The 18,223-nt window shown below is 58.3% G+C and carries 18 protein-coding genes; 6 read left to right on the top strand and 12 right to left on the bottom strand.

Annotation, left to right across the window (positions count from 1 at the left end; translation table 11 throughout):
- From B9Z41_RS00925 to B9Z41_RS00935, 3 genes are read left to right on the top strand one after another with little or no spacing between them, the layout of a single operon-like run.
- Positions 1-3,960, top strand: coding sequence for a DNA methyltransferase (locus tag B9Z41_RS00925; RefSeq protein WP_100144080.1), 3,960 nt, complete (start codon positions 1-3; stop codon positions 3,958-3,960).
- Positions 3,957-4,757 carry an HNH endonuclease gene (locus B9Z41_RS00930; RefSeq protein WP_100144082.1) on the top strand — a complete coding sequence of 267 codons (801 nt, stop codon included), beginning with the start codon at positions 3,957-3,959 and terminating at the stop codon, positions 4,755-4,757. Before B9Z41_RS00925 ends, B9Z41_RS00930 begins: the two co-directional genes overlap by 4 nt.
- Positions 4,758-4,779: 22 nt before the next feature.
- The gene (locus tag B9Z41_RS00935; RefSeq protein WP_143474127.1) at positions 4,780-5,421 is read left to right on the top strand and encodes a hypothetical protein; all 642 of its coding nucleotides are present in this window, start codon (positions 4,780-4,782) and stop codon (positions 5,419-5,421) included.
- A gap of 374 nt (positions 5,422-5,795) precedes the next feature.
- Here B9Z41_RS00935 and B9Z41_RS17180 read toward each other — a convergent pair whose 3' ends face one another.
- The gene (locus B9Z41_RS17180) at positions 5,796-6,173 is read right to left on the bottom strand and encodes a hypothetical protein (protein ID WP_233202448.1); all 378 of its coding nucleotides are present in this window, start codon (positions 6,171-6,173) and stop codon (positions 5,796-5,798) included.
- A 91-nt stretch (positions 6,174-6,264) separates the two neighbouring features.
- Positions 6,265-6,681 carry a hypothetical protein gene (locus B9Z41_RS00945; RefSeq protein WP_100144086.1) on the bottom strand — a complete coding sequence of 139 codons (417 nt, stop codon included), beginning with the start codon at positions 6,679-6,681 and terminating at the stop codon, positions 6,265-6,267.
- A gap of 100 nt (positions 6,682-6,781) precedes the next feature.
- On the opposite strand from B9Z41_RS00945, the gene B9Z41_RS00950 reads away from it, so the two are divergent.
- A complete protein-coding gene (locus B9Z41_RS00950) occupies positions 6,782-7,123 on the top strand; it encodes a hypothetical protein (protein ID WP_143474128.1) in 342 nt (113 codons plus the stop codon).
- Positions 7,124-7,131: 8 nt separating this feature from the next.
- Here the strand turns inward: B9Z41_RS00950 and B9Z41_RS00955 are convergent, their stop codons facing one another.
- The 10 genes from B9Z41_RS00955 to B9Z41_RS01005 form a co-directional block, all read right to left on the bottom strand.
- Positions 7,132-8,181 carry a Rieske 2Fe-2S domain-containing protein gene (locus B9Z41_RS00955; RefSeq protein ID WP_100144090.1) on the bottom strand — a complete coding sequence of 350 codons (1,050 nt, stop codon included), beginning with the start codon at positions 8,179-8,181 and terminating at the stop codon, positions 7,132-7,134.
- A 10-nt stretch (positions 8,182-8,191) separates the two neighbouring features.
- The gene (locus B9Z41_RS00960; RefSeq protein WP_100144092.1) at positions 8,192-8,779 is read right to left on the bottom strand and encodes an NAD(P)H-dependent oxidoreductase; all 588 of its coding nucleotides are present in this window, start codon (positions 8,777-8,779) and stop codon (positions 8,192-8,194) included.
- Positions 8,780-8,825: 46 nt separating this feature from the next.
- Entirely contained in the window at positions 8,826-10,193 is a 1,368-nt protein-coding gene (locus B9Z41_RS00965; protein ID WP_100144094.1) for an amidohydrolase family protein, read from the bottom strand.
- 18 nt (positions 10,194-10,211) lie between these two features.
- Positions 10,212-11,012: an ABC transporter permease gene (locus tag B9Z41_RS00970; RefSeq protein ID WP_100144095.1), complete on the bottom strand. Its 801-nt coding sequence runs from the start codon at positions 11,010-11,012 to the stop codon at positions 10,212-10,214.
- Positions 11,009-11,866: an ABC transporter ATP-binding protein gene (locus B9Z41_RS00975; RefSeq protein WP_100144097.1), complete on the bottom strand. Its 858-nt coding sequence runs from the start codon at positions 11,864-11,866 to the stop codon at positions 11,009-11,011. The genes B9Z41_RS00970 and B9Z41_RS00975 overlap by 4 nt, the downstream gene beginning before the upstream one ends.
- A 13-nt stretch (positions 11,867-11,879) precedes the next feature.
- Positions 11,880-12,872, bottom strand: a complete 993-nt coding sequence (locus tag B9Z41_RS00980) for an ABC transporter substrate-binding protein (protein ID WP_233202449.1) — start codon at positions 12,870-12,872, stop codon at positions 11,880-11,882.
- 300 nt (positions 12,873-13,172) lie between these two features.
- On the bottom strand, positions 13,173-13,928 hold the full coding sequence (locus tag B9Z41_RS00990) for an amino acid ABC transporter ATP-binding protein (protein ID WP_100144101.1): 756 nt from the start codon (positions 13,926-13,928) through the stop codon (positions 13,173-13,175).
- On the bottom strand, positions 13,915-14,565 hold the full coding sequence (locus tag B9Z41_RS00995) for an amino acid ABC transporter permease (protein WP_100144103.1): 651 nt from the start codon (positions 14,563-14,565) through the stop codon (positions 13,915-13,917). The genes B9Z41_RS00990 and B9Z41_RS00995 overlap by 14 nt, the downstream gene beginning before the upstream one ends.
- On the bottom strand, positions 14,558-15,229 hold the full coding sequence (locus B9Z41_RS01000) for an amino acid ABC transporter permease (RefSeq protein ID WP_100144105.1): 672 nt from the start codon (positions 15,227-15,229) through the stop codon (positions 14,558-14,560). The genes B9Z41_RS00995 and B9Z41_RS01000 overlap by 8 nt, the downstream gene beginning before the upstream one ends.
- A gap of 13 nt (positions 15,230-15,242) precedes the next feature.
- Positions 15,243-15,980, bottom strand: coding sequence for a transporter substrate-binding domain-containing protein (locus B9Z41_RS01005; protein WP_100144107.1), 738 nt, complete (start codon positions 15,978-15,980; stop codon positions 15,243-15,245).
- Between the two features lie 247 nt (positions 15,981-16,227).
- Here B9Z41_RS01005 and B9Z41_RS01010 point away from each other — a divergent pair, with 247 nt between their 5' ends.
- Positions 16,228-17,367, top strand: a complete 1,140-nt coding sequence (locus tag B9Z41_RS01010) for an ABC transporter substrate-binding protein (RefSeq protein ID WP_100144109.1) — start codon at positions 16,228-16,230, stop codon at positions 17,365-17,367.
- Between the two features lie 8 nt (positions 17,368-17,375).
- A complete protein-coding gene (locus B9Z41_RS01015; RefSeq protein ID WP_100144111.1) occupies positions 17,376-18,215 on the top strand; it encodes a shikimate dehydrogenase in 840 nt (279 codons plus the stop codon).
- Positions 18,216-18,223 lie beyond the last annotated feature (8 nt).

Raw genomic sequence — 18,223 nt, forward strand, 5'->3', positions numbered from 1 at the left:
ATGCCGCAGAACACATCTTCACTGAACACCGACACGCTCTCGATAGAGGGTGGCCTATTCACTGCCGAATGGTTGGGCAAGGTAGCCTCCCAGCAAGCCCCGGTTCAATCTGACGCTGACTATGCCGTGCGTGCAGGCTTCAATGTGCGGGAGGAGATCGGTCTGGCCTGGCGCTCAGCACAGAGCCTTTGGCGGCAGTTCGACCAAGCCCGAAATTTGCCCGGCCACGATGCCTGGGGCATCACCCAGCAATGGTCCACCGAACTGTTGCGCCAGTGCTTTGCCTTTCAGCTTACCCAACACACCACACCCGTGGTGGTGGACGAGCGCAACTACCCCGTGCCGTACAGCGCGTTGAATGGCCGGGTGCCCGTAGTGGTGTCACCGCATGACGAAGCCAAGGCGCTGGACACCGCCCACGACCGCCTGGGCGACAACTCTGGCGAACGCGTGCGCCGTCGCAGTGCATTTGGCCTGCTGCAAGAGAGCCTAAACGCCATGCCCGACGCGCTGTGGGGTGTGGCCATCAACGGTTTGCAACTGCGCATTGCGCGTGACAACGCCAGCTTGACTCGCCCCGCGTGGGTGGAAGTGGACTTGGAGCGCTTGTTCACCGAGGACCGCTATGCCGATTTTTCTGTGTTGTGGCTGTTGCTGCATGCCAGCCGTTTTGGCGCACAAGGGGCCGCTTCGGTGGATTGCGCGTTGGAGCAATGGCGCAATGCTTGTCGGGAGCAGGGCACTCGCGCCCGTGAAACTCTGCGCGTGGGAGTGGAACAAGCTTTACTCACCTTAGGCCAAGGGTTTGTCAGCCATCCGGCTAACACCGCACTGCGTGAGTCGCTGGCTACCGGCAGATTGAGCCCGCAGGACTACTTGCGCGAGTTGTTGCGATTGGTGTACCGCCAGATCTTCCTGTTGACTGTGGAGGAGCGGCAGATTCTGCATCGCAGTGACGCTGACGCCAATGCCGTAGCCCTGTACTCCGAAGGGTACAGTCTGCGCCGCTTGCGCGAGCGCTCGGTTCGCCGTAGCGCCCATGATCGCCAGAGCGATTTGTGGCAAGCCATGAAGCAGGTGTGGCAAGGGCTCTCTGTTGGGGAGCCACTGTTGGCCTTGCCGCCTTTGGGTGGCTTGTTTGAAACCACTCAGTGCCCCACGCTGGATGCCTGCCGATTGGAAAACCGGCACTTGCTGCTTGCGCTGTTCAACCTGGCCTGGCTGCGCGAAAGCGCCAATGCCCCGTTGACCCGCGTCAACTGGCGCGACATGGGGCCGGAGGAACTGGGCAGCATTTACGAAAGCTTGCTGGAACTGGTGCCCCAGCTCAGCAATGAGCACCGGCAGTTCGGATTCCAGACGGGTGCGGCCACCCGTGGCAATGCTCGAAAGACTACGGGCAGCTACTACACGGCGGACCCATTGGTTCAGGAGCAACTGGACTCAGCACTCGAACCTGTGATTGCTGCGAAACTGGCAGCGCACCCAGTAGGTGAAGAGGCTGTGCAATCACTGCTCACCATTAGTGTGATCGACCCCGCTTGTGGCAGCGGCCACTTTTTGCTAGCAGCCGCCCGACGTATTGCCGGGCATTTGGCACGCATACGCGCTCAAATGCGCGATGTATTGATAGGCCAAGGTGGCCAGCCGACGCCAGATGACTACCGGCACGCTTTGAGAGAAGTAGTCACTCATTGCGTCTACGGCGTTGACATGAACCCAATGGCGTTGGAATTGGCCCGCATGGCGCTTTGGCTTGAAGCCTACACGCCGGATGTCCCGCTGGGCTTCATTGACCACCACTTTCAACTGGGCAATGCGTTGTTGGGTGTGATGGACCCTAAGACTTTGTTGGATGGCGTACCGGACGAGGCGTATAAGGAGCTTACTGGTGATGACAAGGCTCTTTGCCGTGACTTAAAAACGCGAAACAAGAGAGAACGCCAGGGTTTATTGCGAATGCGCGCCGCTGCCAGTTTTAGTCAAAACTTGCAGACCATGGACCTGGCGGCAACGGCAGCCCCTTTGCAGCAATTGGATGCTTTGCCGGATGACACTCTTGCTGATATTGCGGCAAAGCGCGAAGCTTATGCAACATTGCAGCACGGCGCTGGCGCAGATGGGTTTGCCTTAGCTCTTCACCTTTACTGCGCCGCCTTTTTGTTGCCAAAATTGGGCACTGATTCGAGCACGGCGGTGCCGACTACTCAGGACGTAATGAACGCTCTTATGGGGCAGCCGGTAGTGGCCGCAAAGAGGGAGGCAGCATTGAAGCTTGCGATTCAAATGCCTTTGTTGCATTGGCGTTTAGGGTTCGCGCAGGTGTTTGCGCGTGGTGGATTTTCTGTCGTATTGGCGAACCCCCCTTGGGATCAATCTCAATTCAATGACGTGGAGTTTTTCGCAAGCAGGATGCCTTCAATTTCTGACCTTGCCGGGGACACCAGAAAACGTGCTATCGCTCGGCTTGAAATTGAGGAGCCTGTCCTTTGGGCGGAGTTACAGCGGCAAACCCGAGTAGTTGAGGCACAAAACTGCTTTTTCAAAAATACAGGGCGTTACCCATTGACTGCCGTTGGTAAGCTCAACACTTACCCACTCTTCGCCGAAACATCACTTCAAATCCTTAGCGACAACGGTCGGGCCGGTTTGGTGTTACCTAGCGGGATAGCCACGGACGATTCCACCAGCGCATTTTTTGCCGAGATCAGCGCGGGACGAATAGTTCAGCTAATAGATTTTGAAAACCGCGAAGGGATCTTCCCGGGAGTGCACCGAAGCTACAAATTCTGTCTTCTAACCATTGGCGCGGTGAATGTTGCTCGGTTCTGCTTTTTCCTGGGCAACGCCGAACAACTCACCGATGAACGCAGGAGCTTTACTCTCACGGCATCGGATATTGCGCGCCTAAATCCAAACACCTTCACTTGTCCGATTTTTCGCAGCAAGCGTGATGCAGAAATTGTCAAATCAATCTACATGCGCGTACCTATCTTGTGGAACGAGCGTGAAGTCGAGGGCAATCCATGGGGCATCAGTTTTAGACAGGGCATGTTCAACATGACCAGTGACAGCGGCCAGTTTCGAGACGTTCAAAGACGCTTTGAATTGACTGATCCATTGCCGTTGTACGAGGCCAAAATGGTTCACCACTTTGACCATCGATGGGCAACATATCTGGGGACAGGTGAGAGCGCACGAGATATTACGGATTCTGAAAAGCAAGACATCAGTACTGTTGTACAGCCTCGCTACTGGGTTGCAAGACGAAGCGTCGAAGATATTTTGGAGGACAAAGGGTGGCAGCGCCAATGGTTGTACGGTTGGCGTGGAGTGGCCCGTGCAACTGATGAACGTTCCGTCATCGGAGCAATATTTCCGTCTGTTGGAGTGGGAAATTCATTGCACTTGGTGCTGCCGGATTCATCGCACAGTGCGGCACATATTTGTGCTTTCGCTGGATCGATGGCCTCACTCGTTCTCGACTTCATTGCTCGTACGAAGCTTGGCGGAATCAATTTCAATTTTTTCATTCCGAAACAGCTACCGGTTCTGCCGCCATCCACCTACACGAGGCAATATCTTGATGCAATAGTCCCGCGAATGCTGGAACTAACCTTTACTGCCGTTGACTTGCAAGCGTTCTACAACGACATCGTATCGGAGAATGCTGAATGGGACTTGCGTAGTGGTGGTAATCGTGGAACTCCATGGCAATGGGACCCATTGCGGCGGGCGGTCCTGCGTGCAGAATTGGACGCCATATATGCGCGCCTCTATGGCTTAACCCGTGATGAGCTGCGCTATGTTCTTGACCCAGCAGACGTGATGGGTGCCGACTATCCCAGTGAAACTTTCCGAGTTCTCAAAGACAAAGAAGTGCGTCAACTTGGTGAATACCGTACGCAGCGATTGGTGCTAGATGCCTGGGATCGAATGGAGGCAGGGCAGTTGGTATGAGCCAGATTCCTATTGAACCGACTTTGCCATTGCTGGTTCGACACCATGTACGCAAGGCTGCACGGGAGGCGGGCTTTGATGTGTTGGAAGACGTACCGCAAGCCGTGTTGTGCCGCAGCAGTCATGCGCCGCTAGTTTGTGGCGCGTGGGCCAGTCAAGTGGGCGGCTTTATGGTTTCGCTATCAATGCCAAGCGTGGTGGCAACGCTTGGTGTTGCCCATACAGCGGCGCTGCCTGCGTCTATGCCCATCGGGCTCCCGCCAATGGCCGCTGTGTTTTCAATCACGGACGCGCCAGCTTTGGAGCAGTTTCTCAACCAGGCTTGGAACTTGTCCCGCGCGTTGCCCAATGCATTGGAGCAACGGTTTGAAAAAGCGATGCAAGAGATCGGCACCACCGAGCGTGAGGCAACCGTGAAACAGCGTGTAGGGCAAGGGCTGTTCCGGGAAGGGTTGATGACACTGTGGGGTGGTAAGTGCGCCATTACGGGTTTGGACGTGCCTGAAATGCTGCGCGCCAGTCATGCCAAACCGTGGGCGGACAGCAACGACGCTGAGCGGCTTGACGTGTTCAATGGGCTGCTATTGGCTGCGCATTGGGACGCTGCATTTGATGCCGGGCTGGTTACCGTGGAAGCGAGCGGAACATTGAAGGCCAGCCCGAGACTAACGGCAAACGCATTGCAAATTTTGGGTGGCGCGACTGGCTTTGCCGCCATCACGATCAAGTTGCACCCGCAGCATTCGCCTTACTTGGAATGGCATCGCAGCGAAGTTTTCAAAGGCGGTGTCGCGTGAGGAGTTGTATTGGAGGCTAACCATGACACCTGAGCGCTTTTGCACGGAGGTCCCGCAACGCATGCTGCGGCTCTTGGATGTCATGTATCCAATTGCCCAAGAGCAAGACCTGACCACCAGTTTCACGCTGATGATGGCAATGCCATTGCTGATGATCCCCTTGGAGCGTACAGCTACAAAGGGGGGCAAGCCTGCCAATGCAATTAGCGACGTGGACACTGCACAGCCATTTGTACAGGCATTGCATAAGCTTAAATGTGACCTGTTTTGGGAGGTATTTTTGGGTAACCCGGAGCTTTTGCACCGATGGCGGTTCACGGAAATTGCTAGACGGATTGATCATCCATCGCAGTGGCGAGATTCATTGGACCAGCACCCTATGCGGTCCGGTGCCCGTAACGACATCAAAAAGCAGACCGTTGAAAACGTGCTGTTGACCCTGCGGCATGCGCTGGCGCATGGCAACGTGGTGTACCTGAATGACGAGGGTGAAGAAGCGCCAGGCAGGCGCGTTACCCACATGGCGTTCGTTGCAGATGGGAGAGGCACTGACGCGTACCGCGTGGTGATAGCGGAAGAGGTTGCGTTCGTCGAATTTCTGAAAGCGTGGGCCGACTGGCTGGCGCGCTACAACATTGACAGCTCACTGCGGCGAGTGGCTTAGGTGCGTTATTCAGCTATGAAGGGCAAGCACAATGTGCTATGCCAAACCGTACCAAATGCCGCGTCCTGCGCCGTGGCGTGTTAGGTGCCCAGCATCAAGCAGCTTTTGAAGATGTTGCTTTGCCGTACTGCGATTGGCACCTGTCAATTCCACGGCTGACTTGATTAGCCTGTGCATGAAGCGAGCGCAGAAAGAACAAAAGCCGAGGCTCCCAATTTTGTTGCTCTGTGTGAATCGTGATTTGTGTTTGTCGCAGCGCTATGTAATAGCTACCCTTGCTTTGCTCAATCACGGATTCAAGCGAACTGTAGGGCACATAGGCATAGCCTGCTTGCAAAAGCAACAAAGTGGTGAGCACCCGAGAGAGCCAACCGTTACGTCAGCAAATCGCAGTGAAGCTGTTGGATGTGGTTTTCATTGAAGGGGATGTACTTCCATGAGGTGAACACCAGCTGCATCACTTTGGCGTAGCCCACAACCTCTTGTTCATCACGGGACTCAAACGATATGCTGGATAAGCCCGCCATGAGCTTTTCAACCTCTCGGTCAGACAGCTTGCTGACTTCTATGCGGGTGGATGATCCAATGCTTTCGATGGTGGCCACGCGCTTGAGTGCATCGAGTCGTTCAGGAGAAATCGTGCCAAAGGCTCGCCATGCCCCTTTGAACTCATCAATGGTCGAGATGAGGGACAGGATTTCTGTCGAGATGCGCGGTGGCTGAACATTGAACATATCCGTAAATATATCCATTTATGTCCGTTAAATTTCATGACGGCCCGTCGCTTGGCGTTCAGGTACCACCCAAAATGCGCAGCTTTCAAAGCTCAGTGAGCAAAGATATTTAAAAGCCCAGCAGGCTGGGGAAGGCCCACTTCAAGCCCGCAGCACACAAGACCAACAGGGCCAGCACCCAGGCACCGCGTAGCCACCGCATCTGGCTTTGCAGCCGGTCCACCCGTTGCACCAAGTCCTGGTTTTGTTGCGCCAGGCTATTGATCAGCTCGGTGGCGCCCAGCATTTGTGTTTCCAGTTGCAGATGGCTGCTGCGCAAAGCTGCAAGTTCGCTTTGCAGTTGTTCCAGCGTGTGGGTGGGCGCGGTCTGAGTAGGCGCCACGTCGTCGCTGGCCTCGGTGTCTGCGGCCACTTTTTTAGACATGCGGTCCCACAAGCCCTTGGCACCATCGGCCACTTTGGGGGCGTTGCTGATCACGTCCGACCAGGGGACGCTTTGAATCACTTTGAGCCAACCGATTGCCATGCTGTGTTCCTTTGGGGGTATTCCCGTTGGCGTCGATTGTCAGCCATCGGCGCTCTGTACCATGGGCATCCAGATTCACTTCATGTGTTGGGAGCCTGCCATGCGTCACACCCGCTCTTGGACCCTCGCCACGTGGCTATGCGCCACGGTGTGTTCGCTCGCAGCGCAACCTGTGCTCAAGGACGATCCACAGCGCCCGGTGGAGCAGATCAGCCGCGACCTTGGCATTCAACCCGCGCAGTTCCGCACTTGCTTTGCGCAGGTCAACCCGAGTCCGGCTGGGCAGCGCCCCGAGTCTGACCGCACGCATGCCAACAAAACGGTGTTGCTGACGTGCTTGCGTCAAGCCAACCCCGCCATCACCAACGACAGCTTGGATCAGGTGATGGACCGTTATCGACCCGGGGGCCGTGAAGCACAAATGCCGCCCCCAGGGCGTTGACGCCGGCTTTAGCTGCCGCGGTGCACCTCGGCTTCGCCGTATTCGCTCAGCAGCGTCATCAGGTGTTTGCGAATCAAGATGCCGGGGCGGTCTGAGTCCATGGAATATTCCACGCCACGGCGGCGCAGGTCGACCACGGCGTCGGGGTCGGTGGACTCCAAGATGTCTTTGTCTTCGCGGGTGATGACTTCGTCAAAGTGCACCAGCATGGCTTCGGGGCAGTCCGCTTCGGTGTCATTGCGAAACAGCCATTGGCACAGCTGAATGTGGCCATCGTCAATGGGCGTGAAGCAGTTGATGATGATGTGGCGAATGCCCGAGGGGTACTCAATGTCCAGTCGACGTGAGAACGGCAAAAAGTAGGCGTTGCGCATGTGGCGCGTGGTGATGGGGTCGCTCACGCCGCTGATTTGTTGAAACTGCTCAGGGTTCACGGCTTGGATGATGGTCTCGGCATAAAAGCCAGCATCGTTCTCCACCAACTCGTATTTGCTGGGTTTGGGTGAAGCCGCCACACCAAAGGTGGCGCGGTGCACAAAGCTGAAGTGCGAGTTGTCAAAGCTGTTTTCCAGCGCACGCACGGGGCTGGTGGCCCAGGTTTCGTAGAACTGGTAAATGGTGCGCCAGCCGGGCGCATCAAATTCGGGGATGGGCGGAATGTCGGCCACCGGGTCTTCCAGTGCCACCCAGGCATAGCCGTAGCGTGCCGTGCAGTGGTAGGCCTTGGTGCAGTAGTCAGGTGGAATGGCGCGGTCGGCGTCGTACTGCACGATTTGCACGACCTTGCCTGTGCGGTCGTAGGTCCAGCCGTGGTAGCCGCAGCGGATGCGGCCTTGGCCACAGGCCTGGCCTTGCTGGTCGACGCACCAGCCTTTGGACAGCTTTGCGGTGCGGTGACAGCAGCGGTCTTGCAAAGCAGCGGGTTCGCCGTTGTCGTCGATGAATAGCACCAAGTTTTCACCGAGCAGGGTGAACGGTTTGGGTCCGTCGGCGAGTTGCGACAGCGGCATGACGGCATGCCAGAATTTTCTGAAAACAGCTTGTTGTGTGACCAACATAGAGGCACTCCTAATTAAATTTCAACATAGCGTCGCGAACGCGATCGCGAAAACGGGTGAGCTGCGTGGGCGTGGCCACGTTCATGTGGTATCGGGCGTGGTAGTCAATTTTGACGCCTGGGCCTGCCAGCACTTTCAGATACCGCGTGATCACGTGCCGGGGCGGGTCGCCCATGTACCACGCCATCCAACGCGGGCGTCCGTAGGTCACCACGGCGCTGATGCGTCGGATGTGGGTGAGGGCGGGTTTGACGTGAGCCGGGTCGCTGATGTCAAAGGCCACACCGGGCATGAGCAGGCGGTCAAAAAAACCTTTGAGCATGGCGGGCAAGCCAAAGCACCAGGTGGGAAAACAAAACACCAAAGCCTCGGCACGCTCCAGGCGTTGCAAGTAGGCTTCGACCGGCACGCGGTTGCTGGGCACTTCGTGGTAGCCCAAGCGCTCTTCGCGCGACAGCACCGGGTTGAAGCCTTCGGCGTACAAGTCAAAGTCGTCCACCTCATGCCCCGCCTGCGTGAGTGCGCCCACCACGTCGCGGTGCAGCGTGGCGTGAAAACTGGTTTCCACCGGATGACAAAACACCACCAAAACGCGCATGGCTTGACCTTTGTGAGGGATGACGTGTGGGCTGTGACGTGTGCCGTTAAGAGGCCTGGATTTTTTTCACCAAGGCACGGGCGCGGGCCGACAACTCGGCCAAGTCCAAGCCGGGTATCTGGCCATCGCGCACCACCGTGCGTCCTGCCACCCAGGCGTGACGCACCTGGGCTGCCCCGCCTGCGGTGATGGGCGCGGTGGCGTCGTCGTGGTTACCGGCGTAGCGTGGGTGGGTCAGGTCGTAGAGCACCAAGTCGGCCTGCATGCCAGGGGCCAGGGTGCCCACCTCGTCGAGTCCCAGCACTTTGGCCCCGTTGGCCGTGGCCCAGTGCACCAAGGTCTCGACCGATTGGGCGGTGGCACCTTTGACGGCGCGGTGAATCATCCAGGCCGCATGTAGTTCGCTGATCATGTCGGCGGCTTCGTTGGAGGCGGCACCGTCCACCCCGATGCTCACAGTGGCACCGGCTTGCGCCAAGGCTTGCACGGGGGCCACGCCGCTGCCCAAGCGGCCATTGCTTTGCGGGCAATGGGCGATGGCGGTTTGGGTTTGGCCGCAGATGGCAATTTCTTCGGCATCCAAATGCACCATGTGGGCAAAGCTCACGTCGGGGCCAATCCATTCGTGTTCCGCGCACCAGTCCACCGGGCGAGACTTGAGCACGTCCCGCGCAAAGCGCACGTAGTCGGCGGTTTCAGACAAATGGCTGTGCAGGCGAATGCCTAAGCTGCGTGCGGCACGCGCCATCTCGCGCAGCTCGTCGGGTGTGCATGAATAAAACGGGGTGGTGGGTGCCATCACCACTTTGCGCATGGCGTGTGGTGAAGCGTCGTGGAACTGACGCGTGCTGTGCTCGACCTCACGCAAAAACACATCCAGCGGTTGGGTGGGCATGGGTGGGCGCTCGTCGGTGGCAAACGAGCGGCCCATGGTGGCTCCCCCGCGCAGCAACACAAAGCGCACGCCCAGGCGCTCGGCCACGTTGAACAGTGTGGCGCTGGGGTCGTAGCCCATGTTGGTGCCGTATAGGTAATGGTGGTCGGCCACGGTGGTGCAACCCGACAGCAACAACTCGGCGATGCCAATGGTGGCGGCGATCTCAATCGCTTCTTCACCCAAGTAAGGGCCATAGCGGTAGGGCACCGATTGCAGCCACTCAAACAGCGGCACGTTGAGCCCAGCAGGCACGCCTTTCAACACCGACTGAAACAAGTGGTGGTGGGTGTTGACAAAGCCGGGGTAGACCACGCAGCCACGTGCGTCAATCACGGTCTCGCCCGCACGCGGGGTGAGGCTGCCCATCTCGGTGATGCGGTCGCCTTCGATGCGCAGGTCGGTGGCGCGGGTGCGTGCTTGGGGCTCAGGGCCGCCGGTCAGCATGGCGCTGGCGTTTTGAATCAGGGTGCTGGTCATGGGGTCAGGTCTCGGTGATCACGTTTCGGTGGTGGCTTCGCTGTCGTGCCAATGGCCAATGGCACGCTTGGAGGCAAACAGCATCAGCACAAACAGGGCAATGCCTGCAACAGAAATTAAAAACAAAGCGGCAAACAAACGCGGGATGTTGATTTGAAAACCCGCCTGCAAAATTTGATAGGCCAAGCCTGCGCCTTGACCACCGGTGCCCGCCACAAACTCGGCCACCACCGCACCAATCAGCGACAAGCCGCTGGAGATGCGCAAGCCCGCAAACCAATAAGGCAAGGCGGTGGGAATTTGCAAGCGCAGCAGGGTTTGCAACTTAGACGCGCGCTGCATGCGAAACAGCGAGGCCAAGCCTGGGTTGACGCTGCGCAGCCCCAGGGTGGTGTTGGCGATGACCGGGAACAAGGCAATGATGGTGGCGCACACGGTCAGCGCCAACATGGTGTCTTTGACCCAGATGATGATCAGCGGGGCAATGGCCGCAATGGGCGTGACCTGCAACAGCACCGCGTAGGGAAAGAAGCTGATTTCAATCCAACGGCTTTGCACAAACACAAACGCGATCAAGGTGCCAATGAGTGTGGCCAGCACAAACGCCATGAAGGTGATTTGCATCGTCACCCACAGCGACTTCATCAAGATCACAAAATCCAAGCGCAGGGTGGTGGCAATCACACTGGGGCGCGGCACGATGTAGTCGGGCACGGCCAAGTGCCAGCAAGCGACTTCCCAGGCCAGCAGCAACAGCACGCCCACCAAGCCGGGGGCAAACCAGGTCAAGAACTTTTCGGAGCGAATCAACGGGCTCATGCAGCACTCCCGCTGGTCACAGGGGTGGTGCCTTCTTCGCCGGTGCCACTGGCCAGGCTGGCCTGGTAGAGCAGGGCCGACAAGTCGGTGCAGTGGCGCCCAAAGGTGTCGCTGGTGCGGTAGGCCGCATCGCGCGGTCCGTTGTGCGCAATGTCGTAGCTGGCATGCACGCGCCCAGGGCGCGCGGCCATCACCACCACGCGGTCGGACAAGAACGCCGCTTCGTACACCGAGTGGGTGACAAACACCACGGTGAGGTTCTGTTCAATGCACAGCTGGCGCATGTCTTCGTCTAGACGGTTGCGGGTGATTTCGTCGAGCGCGCCAAACGGCTCGTCCATCAGCAACAGGTTGGGCTGTGTCACCAGCGCCCGTGCGATGGACACGCGCATTTGCATACCGCCCGAGAGTTCGCGTGGGAAGCGTTGTGCGTAAGGGCCTAGGCCCACGCGCTCTAGTGCGGCTTGCACACGGGGTGTGCTCTCGCTCACGGGCACTCCGGCGAGGTCCAATGGCAAACGCACATTGGCTGCCACACGGCACCAGGGCATCAACGTGGCCTCTTGGAACACAAAGGCCAACTGACGGCCGGGCTGGCCCACCGCGTCAAAGCCCGAGCGCCACCAACGGATGCGTCCGTCGGTGGGCGTGAGCAAGCCCGCCATCATTTTCAGCAGCGTGCTTTTGCCGCAGCCCGATGGCCCAATCAATGAGACAAATTCCCCTGCACGCACGCTCAAGCTCACCGGGGCTAGGGCTTGGGTGCCGTTGGCGTAGGTTTTGTGCGCGGACAGCACGTCCACGCAGGGGTTGTCGTCAACGTTTGGCTCGGGTGTGTGTGCGGGGTTCGTCATGGGCGCGTCAAGGTCAGGGCATCACGCGCAGGTCTTTGACAAAGTCCAGCGTGAAAGCATTGCGCCACGGTGTTTCAGGCTTGATCAACTTTTCGCTCACCAAGTAGTCGTAGGTTTTTTTCCAGCGTGCTTCGGTCATGGTGCCCACGCCCATCTTGGCTGCGTCACCGCCACCCAAAACCTTGAGGTCTTTCATTTGCTTGATGGCAAACGCAATTTGTTCGTCGCTCATGTTGGGGTTGTCTTTTTTGATCAACTCATTGCCGGGTGCTGGGTTCTTGAAGTAGCTCACCCAGCCTTCCATGGTGGCGCGCACAAAGCGCTTGACGGCATCGGGGTTGGATTTGACAAAGCCCGTGGTGGACACCAAGGTGGTGCCGTAAGGGGGGTAGCCTTCATCGGCAAACAAGAAGAACTTGGCCGGCACATTGCCCTTCATGGCTTGGAAGGGCTCAGACGACGGGTAGGCTTGCTGCGCGGTGTTGGCGTCGGCAAAGAAGGGTTGCAGGTTGAAGGTGTAGGGCTTGCTTTGCTCGTCGGTGTAGCCGTATTTGGCTTTCAACCAGGGCCACCAACTGGCACGCCCCGACGAGGCCACCAAAATGGTTTTGCCTTTCAAGTCGGCCAGCGACTTCACATCGTCGTGGGTCAACATGCCTTGCAAATCGCTTTGGAACGAGGTGGCTACGGTCACCACGGGCAAGCCTTTTTCCACACCGCTCATGACCTGAAAGTCGTAGCCCATGATCAAGTCGGCCTGGCCTGCGGTCAGCAGTTGCATGCCGTTGATTTGCGGGCCACCCATCTTGACGGTGACATCGAGCCCGGCTTTTTTGTACAAGCCAGTTGCCAGCGCTTGGTAGAAGCCGCCGTGCTCGGCCTGTGCATACCAGCTGGTGAGGAAGGTGATTTTGTCGTCGGCGTGAGCCAGACCTTGAAGCGCAAAAGCGCTGAGCAACAAACACTTGGCAATGAAGCTGCGACGTGGGGCTGTGTGCATGGGCATGTGGACCTCTTCAAAAATGGCGTGATTCACACCATGGCAAAGCCCTTGCGTTGCGCGCGTGCACACCGAAACAAGCTGCCTGCCAAGGCATTCGTTGTCGGTGGCAATTTCCTGCACATCGGTCAAACCGAGGTGCTGAACGCTTCTACCCCCACTGGAGAGGTTGCAAAGGCTGTGCCACGTTTTTGAGGGGGTGTTTGAACCCATTGGCACGGCTTTGGCGCTGCCGTGAACCAACTTGGGTGGTGCTTGCACCAAGATGGCGTGGCTGCGCGCCGCGTCGCCCTGAGCTGGAAATTTTTATTGCAGCGAAGACAAAAACTGTTGCAGCTCCGGTGTTTGCGGGTTGGCAAACAGTGTGTCGGGTTTGCCCACTTCGTGGACCAGACCTTGGTGCATGAAGACCACACGGTCGCTGACCTTGCGCGCAAAGTTCATCTCATGCGTCACCATCAGCAAGGTCATGCCTTCTTGCGCCAGCGACTCCACCACCGCCAACACCTCGCCCACCAGTTCGGGGTCGAGCGCCGAGGTGATTTCGTCGCACAACAAAATGCTCGGTGCCATGGCCAAGGCGCGTGCAATGGCCACACGTTGTTGTTGGCCGCCAGAGAGCTGTTCAGGGAAGGCGTTCAACTTGTCGGACAAGCCCACACGTGCCAACAGCCGAAGCGCTGTGGCTTGCAACTCGGGCTTGGGGGTCTTCTTGACCAAGCCAGGCGCCAGGGTGATGTTGTCGCCCACGCTCAGGTGCGGGAACAGGTTGAAGGACTGAAAAATCATGCCCACTTGCTGGCGCAAGGCGCGCATGGCTGCCGCGTCGTCGTACACCAAGGCTTGGCCTTGCACCGTGAGCGTGCCGTGCTGAAACACTTCGAGGCCGTTGATGCAGCGCAGCAGGGTGCTTTTGCCCGAGCCGCTTTTGCCAATGATGGCAATCACCTCACCGGCTTTGACGTGCAGGTCAATGCCCTTGAGCACTTCGTGGGTGCCGTAGGACTTGCGTAAATCTTGAATGTCGACGGCCAAAGGTACTTGGGGGTCAGCGTGTGACATGGAGCTTGCTTTCTAAAACACGGGCGTACAGGCTGATGGGGTAGCACAGGGCGAAGTACAACAAGGCCACACAGCTGTAGACGATGAAAGGTTTGAAGGTGGCATTGGTGATCATGGTGCCGGCCTTGGTGAGTTCGATGAAGCCAATCACCGACGCGAGCGCCGTGCCCTTGACCACTTGAACCAAAAAGCCCACCGTGGGTGCCACGGCCACACGCGCGGCTTGCGGCAAGATGACCCAGCGCAGTTGCTCGCCAAAGCTCAGCGCCAGGCTTTGTGCAGCTTCCCATTGGCCTTTGGGAATGGCGCGCACGCAGCCATGCCAGATCTCGGTCAAAAAGGCGCTGCTGTAGAGCGTGAGCGCCACCGCAGCGGCGGTCCAGGCTGAGGTTTCAAAGCCCAGCAGCGCCATGCCAAAGTAGGCCAAGAACAGTTGCATCAGCAAGGGCGTGCCTTGGAACACCTGCACATAGGCCGACACGCCAACACGCAAGGCCTTGCTGTGTGTGGTGCGCAACACCAACAGCAACAGACCCACCAGCCCGCCGCCCACGAAAGCGATCAGCGACAGCACCACCGTCCAACGCGCTGCCAGCAGCAAGTTGCGCACGATGTCCCACAGTGAGAACTCAACCATGGCCGCCTCCAAAGATGAAGCGCTGGCCGAGCTGGTTGAGCGCCCAGCGCACGATGCCGGACAGCAGCAGGTAGATCACGGTGGCCACGATGAAGGCCTCAAAGGCGCGGAAATTGCGGCTTTGAATCAGGTTGGCCGCGAAGCTGAGTTCTTCGGTGGAGATTTGCCCACACACCGCCGAGCCCAGCATGACGATGATGATTTGACTCACCAGCGCTGGCCACACGCGTTGCAAGGCGGGCGGCAGCACCACCCACACAAAGGTTTGCATGCGGGTTAGCGCGAGGCTGTAGGCCGCTTCGATGTGGCCGGCCGGCGTGGCTTGAATGCCTGCGCGCACGATCTCGCTGGCATAGGCCCCGAGGTTGAGCACCATGGCAATTACCGAAGCCCATTCAGGGGTGAGCTTGACGCTCATGGCGGGCAAGCCAAAGAAGATGAAAAAGAGCTGAACAATGAACGGCGTGTTGCGAAACAACTCCACATACACACCCACCAGTGTGCGGCTCCAAGCGGCGCCTTGGGTGCGCACCCAGGCGCAGCCCACACCGGCCAAGCCGCCAAGCAGGGCCGAGATGGCGGTTAGCCCCAGTGTCCAGGCCACGCCTTTGGCCAGCAGCGGCCACTGGGACAAGACGGCTGCAAAGTCCAGTTCAATCTGCATGCTGTGTCAGCCTTCAGTCGGGCAACTGGCCTGCTGAGCGGCCAAGCCACTTTTGCGCCATCTTTTCAATGTCTCCTGACTTCTTGGCGTCGGCAATGATGGCGTTGACCTTCAGGCGCAGCGCGTCTTCGCCCTTGGCCACGCCAATGAAGTTGGGGCTGTCTTTGAGCAACAACTTGTACTCGGCACCCAACTGTGGGTTGCGCTGCATCATGTTGCCCGCCACCGATGCGCCGGTGGCGACCAGTTGGGTTTGACCCGAGACAAAGGCCGACACGGTGGCGTTGTTGTCTTCAAAGCGTTTGATGTCGGCGCTGGCCGGAGCAACCTTGGTGAGCTCTTGGTCTTCGATGGCACCACGTGTGACGGCCACGCTTTTGCCCGCCAGGTCGTTCATGCTTTTGATGGCGAGTGACTTGGGCGCAAAGATGGCTTGAAAGAAGGGCGAGTAAGCCGCGGTGAAGTCGATCACTTTTTCACGCTCGGGGTTTTTGCCCAAGGTGGAGATCACCAAATCGGCCTTCTTGGTTTGCAAATACGCAATGCGGTTGGCGCTGCTCACCGGCAGCAACTCAACGCCTACGCCCATCTTGGCGGCGATGTAGTTGGCCATGTCGATGTCCAGGCCCTGAGGCTTGAGGTCGATGCCGACAAAGCCATAAGGCGGAAAGTCGGTGGGGATGGCAATCTTGATCTGCTTGGTTTTTTGAATGGTGTCCAGCGCCGATTGCGCGTGGGCGCTGCCCAACATGCTGCCTAAGCACAGTGAAGCGGTGAGTGACAGCAACAAACGTTTGCAAATTTTCACGAATTTTCTCCTGATGGGTGATGTTTGGTGATGAGCGCCATGGTTCGCATGAACGTGAGATTTAACAAGCGATTAGCGTGCCAACTTCTAGGCTTTACCCGTAATAGGCCGTCTAACAGCAGATTTTCAGCACCCTCAAACCTGTTAAATTCCCTCACGTTCAAAACGCATCACAACCCAGGAGACAACCATGGTTCGAATGTTCAAAACGGCCACGCTGCTGGCCTGCTTCACAGCCAGCTTGGCCATGGCGCAATCCACTGTCAAGGTGGTTGGCTTGGTGGAGTTGACGGGTACGGGCACCACCTCGGGCACCAACTTTGACAACGGCATCAAGCTGGCGGTCAAAGAAATCAATGCGGCAGGGGGCATCTTGGGCCGCAAGATCGATTACCAGGCGTTTGACACCCAGTCCAACCCCGGCGTCTCCAAAGGCTTGGCCCAAAAAGCCGCCGATGACGGTGCGTATGTGGTGATGGGCCCGGTGTTCTCAGGCTCCATCTTGGTCAGCATGGCCGAGACGCGCCGCGCTGAGATTCCGAACTTCACCGGCGGTGAGGCTGCGGCCATCACCCAGCAAGGCAACCCCTACATCTTCCGCACCTCGTTCACGCAAGCCTCGGCCATGCCCAAGATTGCCAACTACATCCGTGACAAGGTCAAAGCTAAGAACGTGGACGTGATCTACACCAACAATGACTTTGGCAAGGGCGGGCGCGATTTGATCGTCAAAGCTTTGGAGTCACGCGGCATCAAGGTGGCCTCTGACATTTCTACCGAACCTGGTCAGTTGGACTTCAGCAGCCCCGTGCTCAAAGCGCGTCAGAGCAACAGCGACGCGGTGTTTGTCTACACCAACGAAGAGGAAGCCGCGCGTTTGTTGCGTGAGTTGCGCAAGCAGGGCTACAACAAGCCGGTGATTGGTGAGACCGTGCTGACCAGTCAAAAGGTGATTGAGCTGGCCGGTGACAGTGCCAACGGTGCCGTGGCCCACGTGGGCTTGACCGCCGATGCACCCCAAGCCACGGTGCGCAAGTTTGATGAAGCCTTTCAGCGCGAATTCAAAAGCCGCTCGGACCACAATGGCTTGAAGGGCTACAGCGGCATGTACATCGTGAAAGCGGTGACCGAAAAGATTGGCAAGTTCGACCCCAAAGCCTTTGCCGCTGCCATGCACGGCATCAGCCTGTCGGCCAAAGACCATCCCGGTATCTTGTTGGATGTGAGCTTTGACGCCAACGGCGACCTCGACCGCGAGAGCTACATGACCCGTGTGGTCGGTGGCAAGCAAGTGGTGAGCGATATCCTTCCCCCTGTCAACAAAAAATAAGGTGATCTGTGTCTGATCAGAAATTCGTTTTGGCGGGTGTCATGGGCTGGCCCGTGGCCCATTCGCGCTCACCCGTGATCCACAACCATTGGATTGCTCAATATGGTTTGCGCGGTACCTATGCCTTGCTGCCGGTACAACCCGACAAATTGAGCGACGCCATCCGTGGCCTGCCCGCTTTGGGCTTTGCCGGTTGCAACATCACCATCCCGCACAAGGTCAACGCCATGGCCATGATGGACGTGGTGCATCCGGTGGCCCAGCGCATGGGTGCCATCAACACCATCGTCGTGCAAGCCGATGGCAGCTTGCACGGCTTCAACAACGATGGCTTTGGCTACATCCAAAGCTTGCGCGATGCCCAACCCGATTGGCGAGGCGATGCGGGTCCTGCGCTGGTGTTGGGCGCGGGTGGTGCGGCGCGTGCCGTGGTCTTGAGTTTGTTGGACGAAGGTGCCCCAGAGGTGCGCTTGGTCAACCGCACGCGCAGCAAGGCCGATGACCTGGCTGCCTTGTTGGGCGAGCGTGTCAAGGTGTACGACTGGAGCGAGCGCAATGACGCCATGGACGGCGTGGCCTTGCTGGTCAACACCACCAACCAAGGCATGCACGGCCAGCCTGGGCTGGATGTGCGCCTCGACGCGCTGCCTGCCACCGCCTTGGTGTCGGACGCCATTTACATTCCGCTGGAAACACCGCTGTTGGCTGCGGCACGTGCGCGGGGCCACACCACGGTGAACGGCCTGGGCATGTTGCTCAACCAAGCGCGCCCTGCGTTCCATGCCTGGTTCGGCGTCATGCCCGAGATCACGCCTGCTTTGCACCAAGCCATTGCGGCCACGTTCTAAGGCGCGGG

It is taken from the genome of Limnohabitans sp. JirII-31 (genome assembly GCF_002778315.1).
Lineage (GTDB): Bacteria > Pseudomonadota > Gammaproteobacteria > Burkholderiales > Burkholderiaceae_C > Limnohabitans.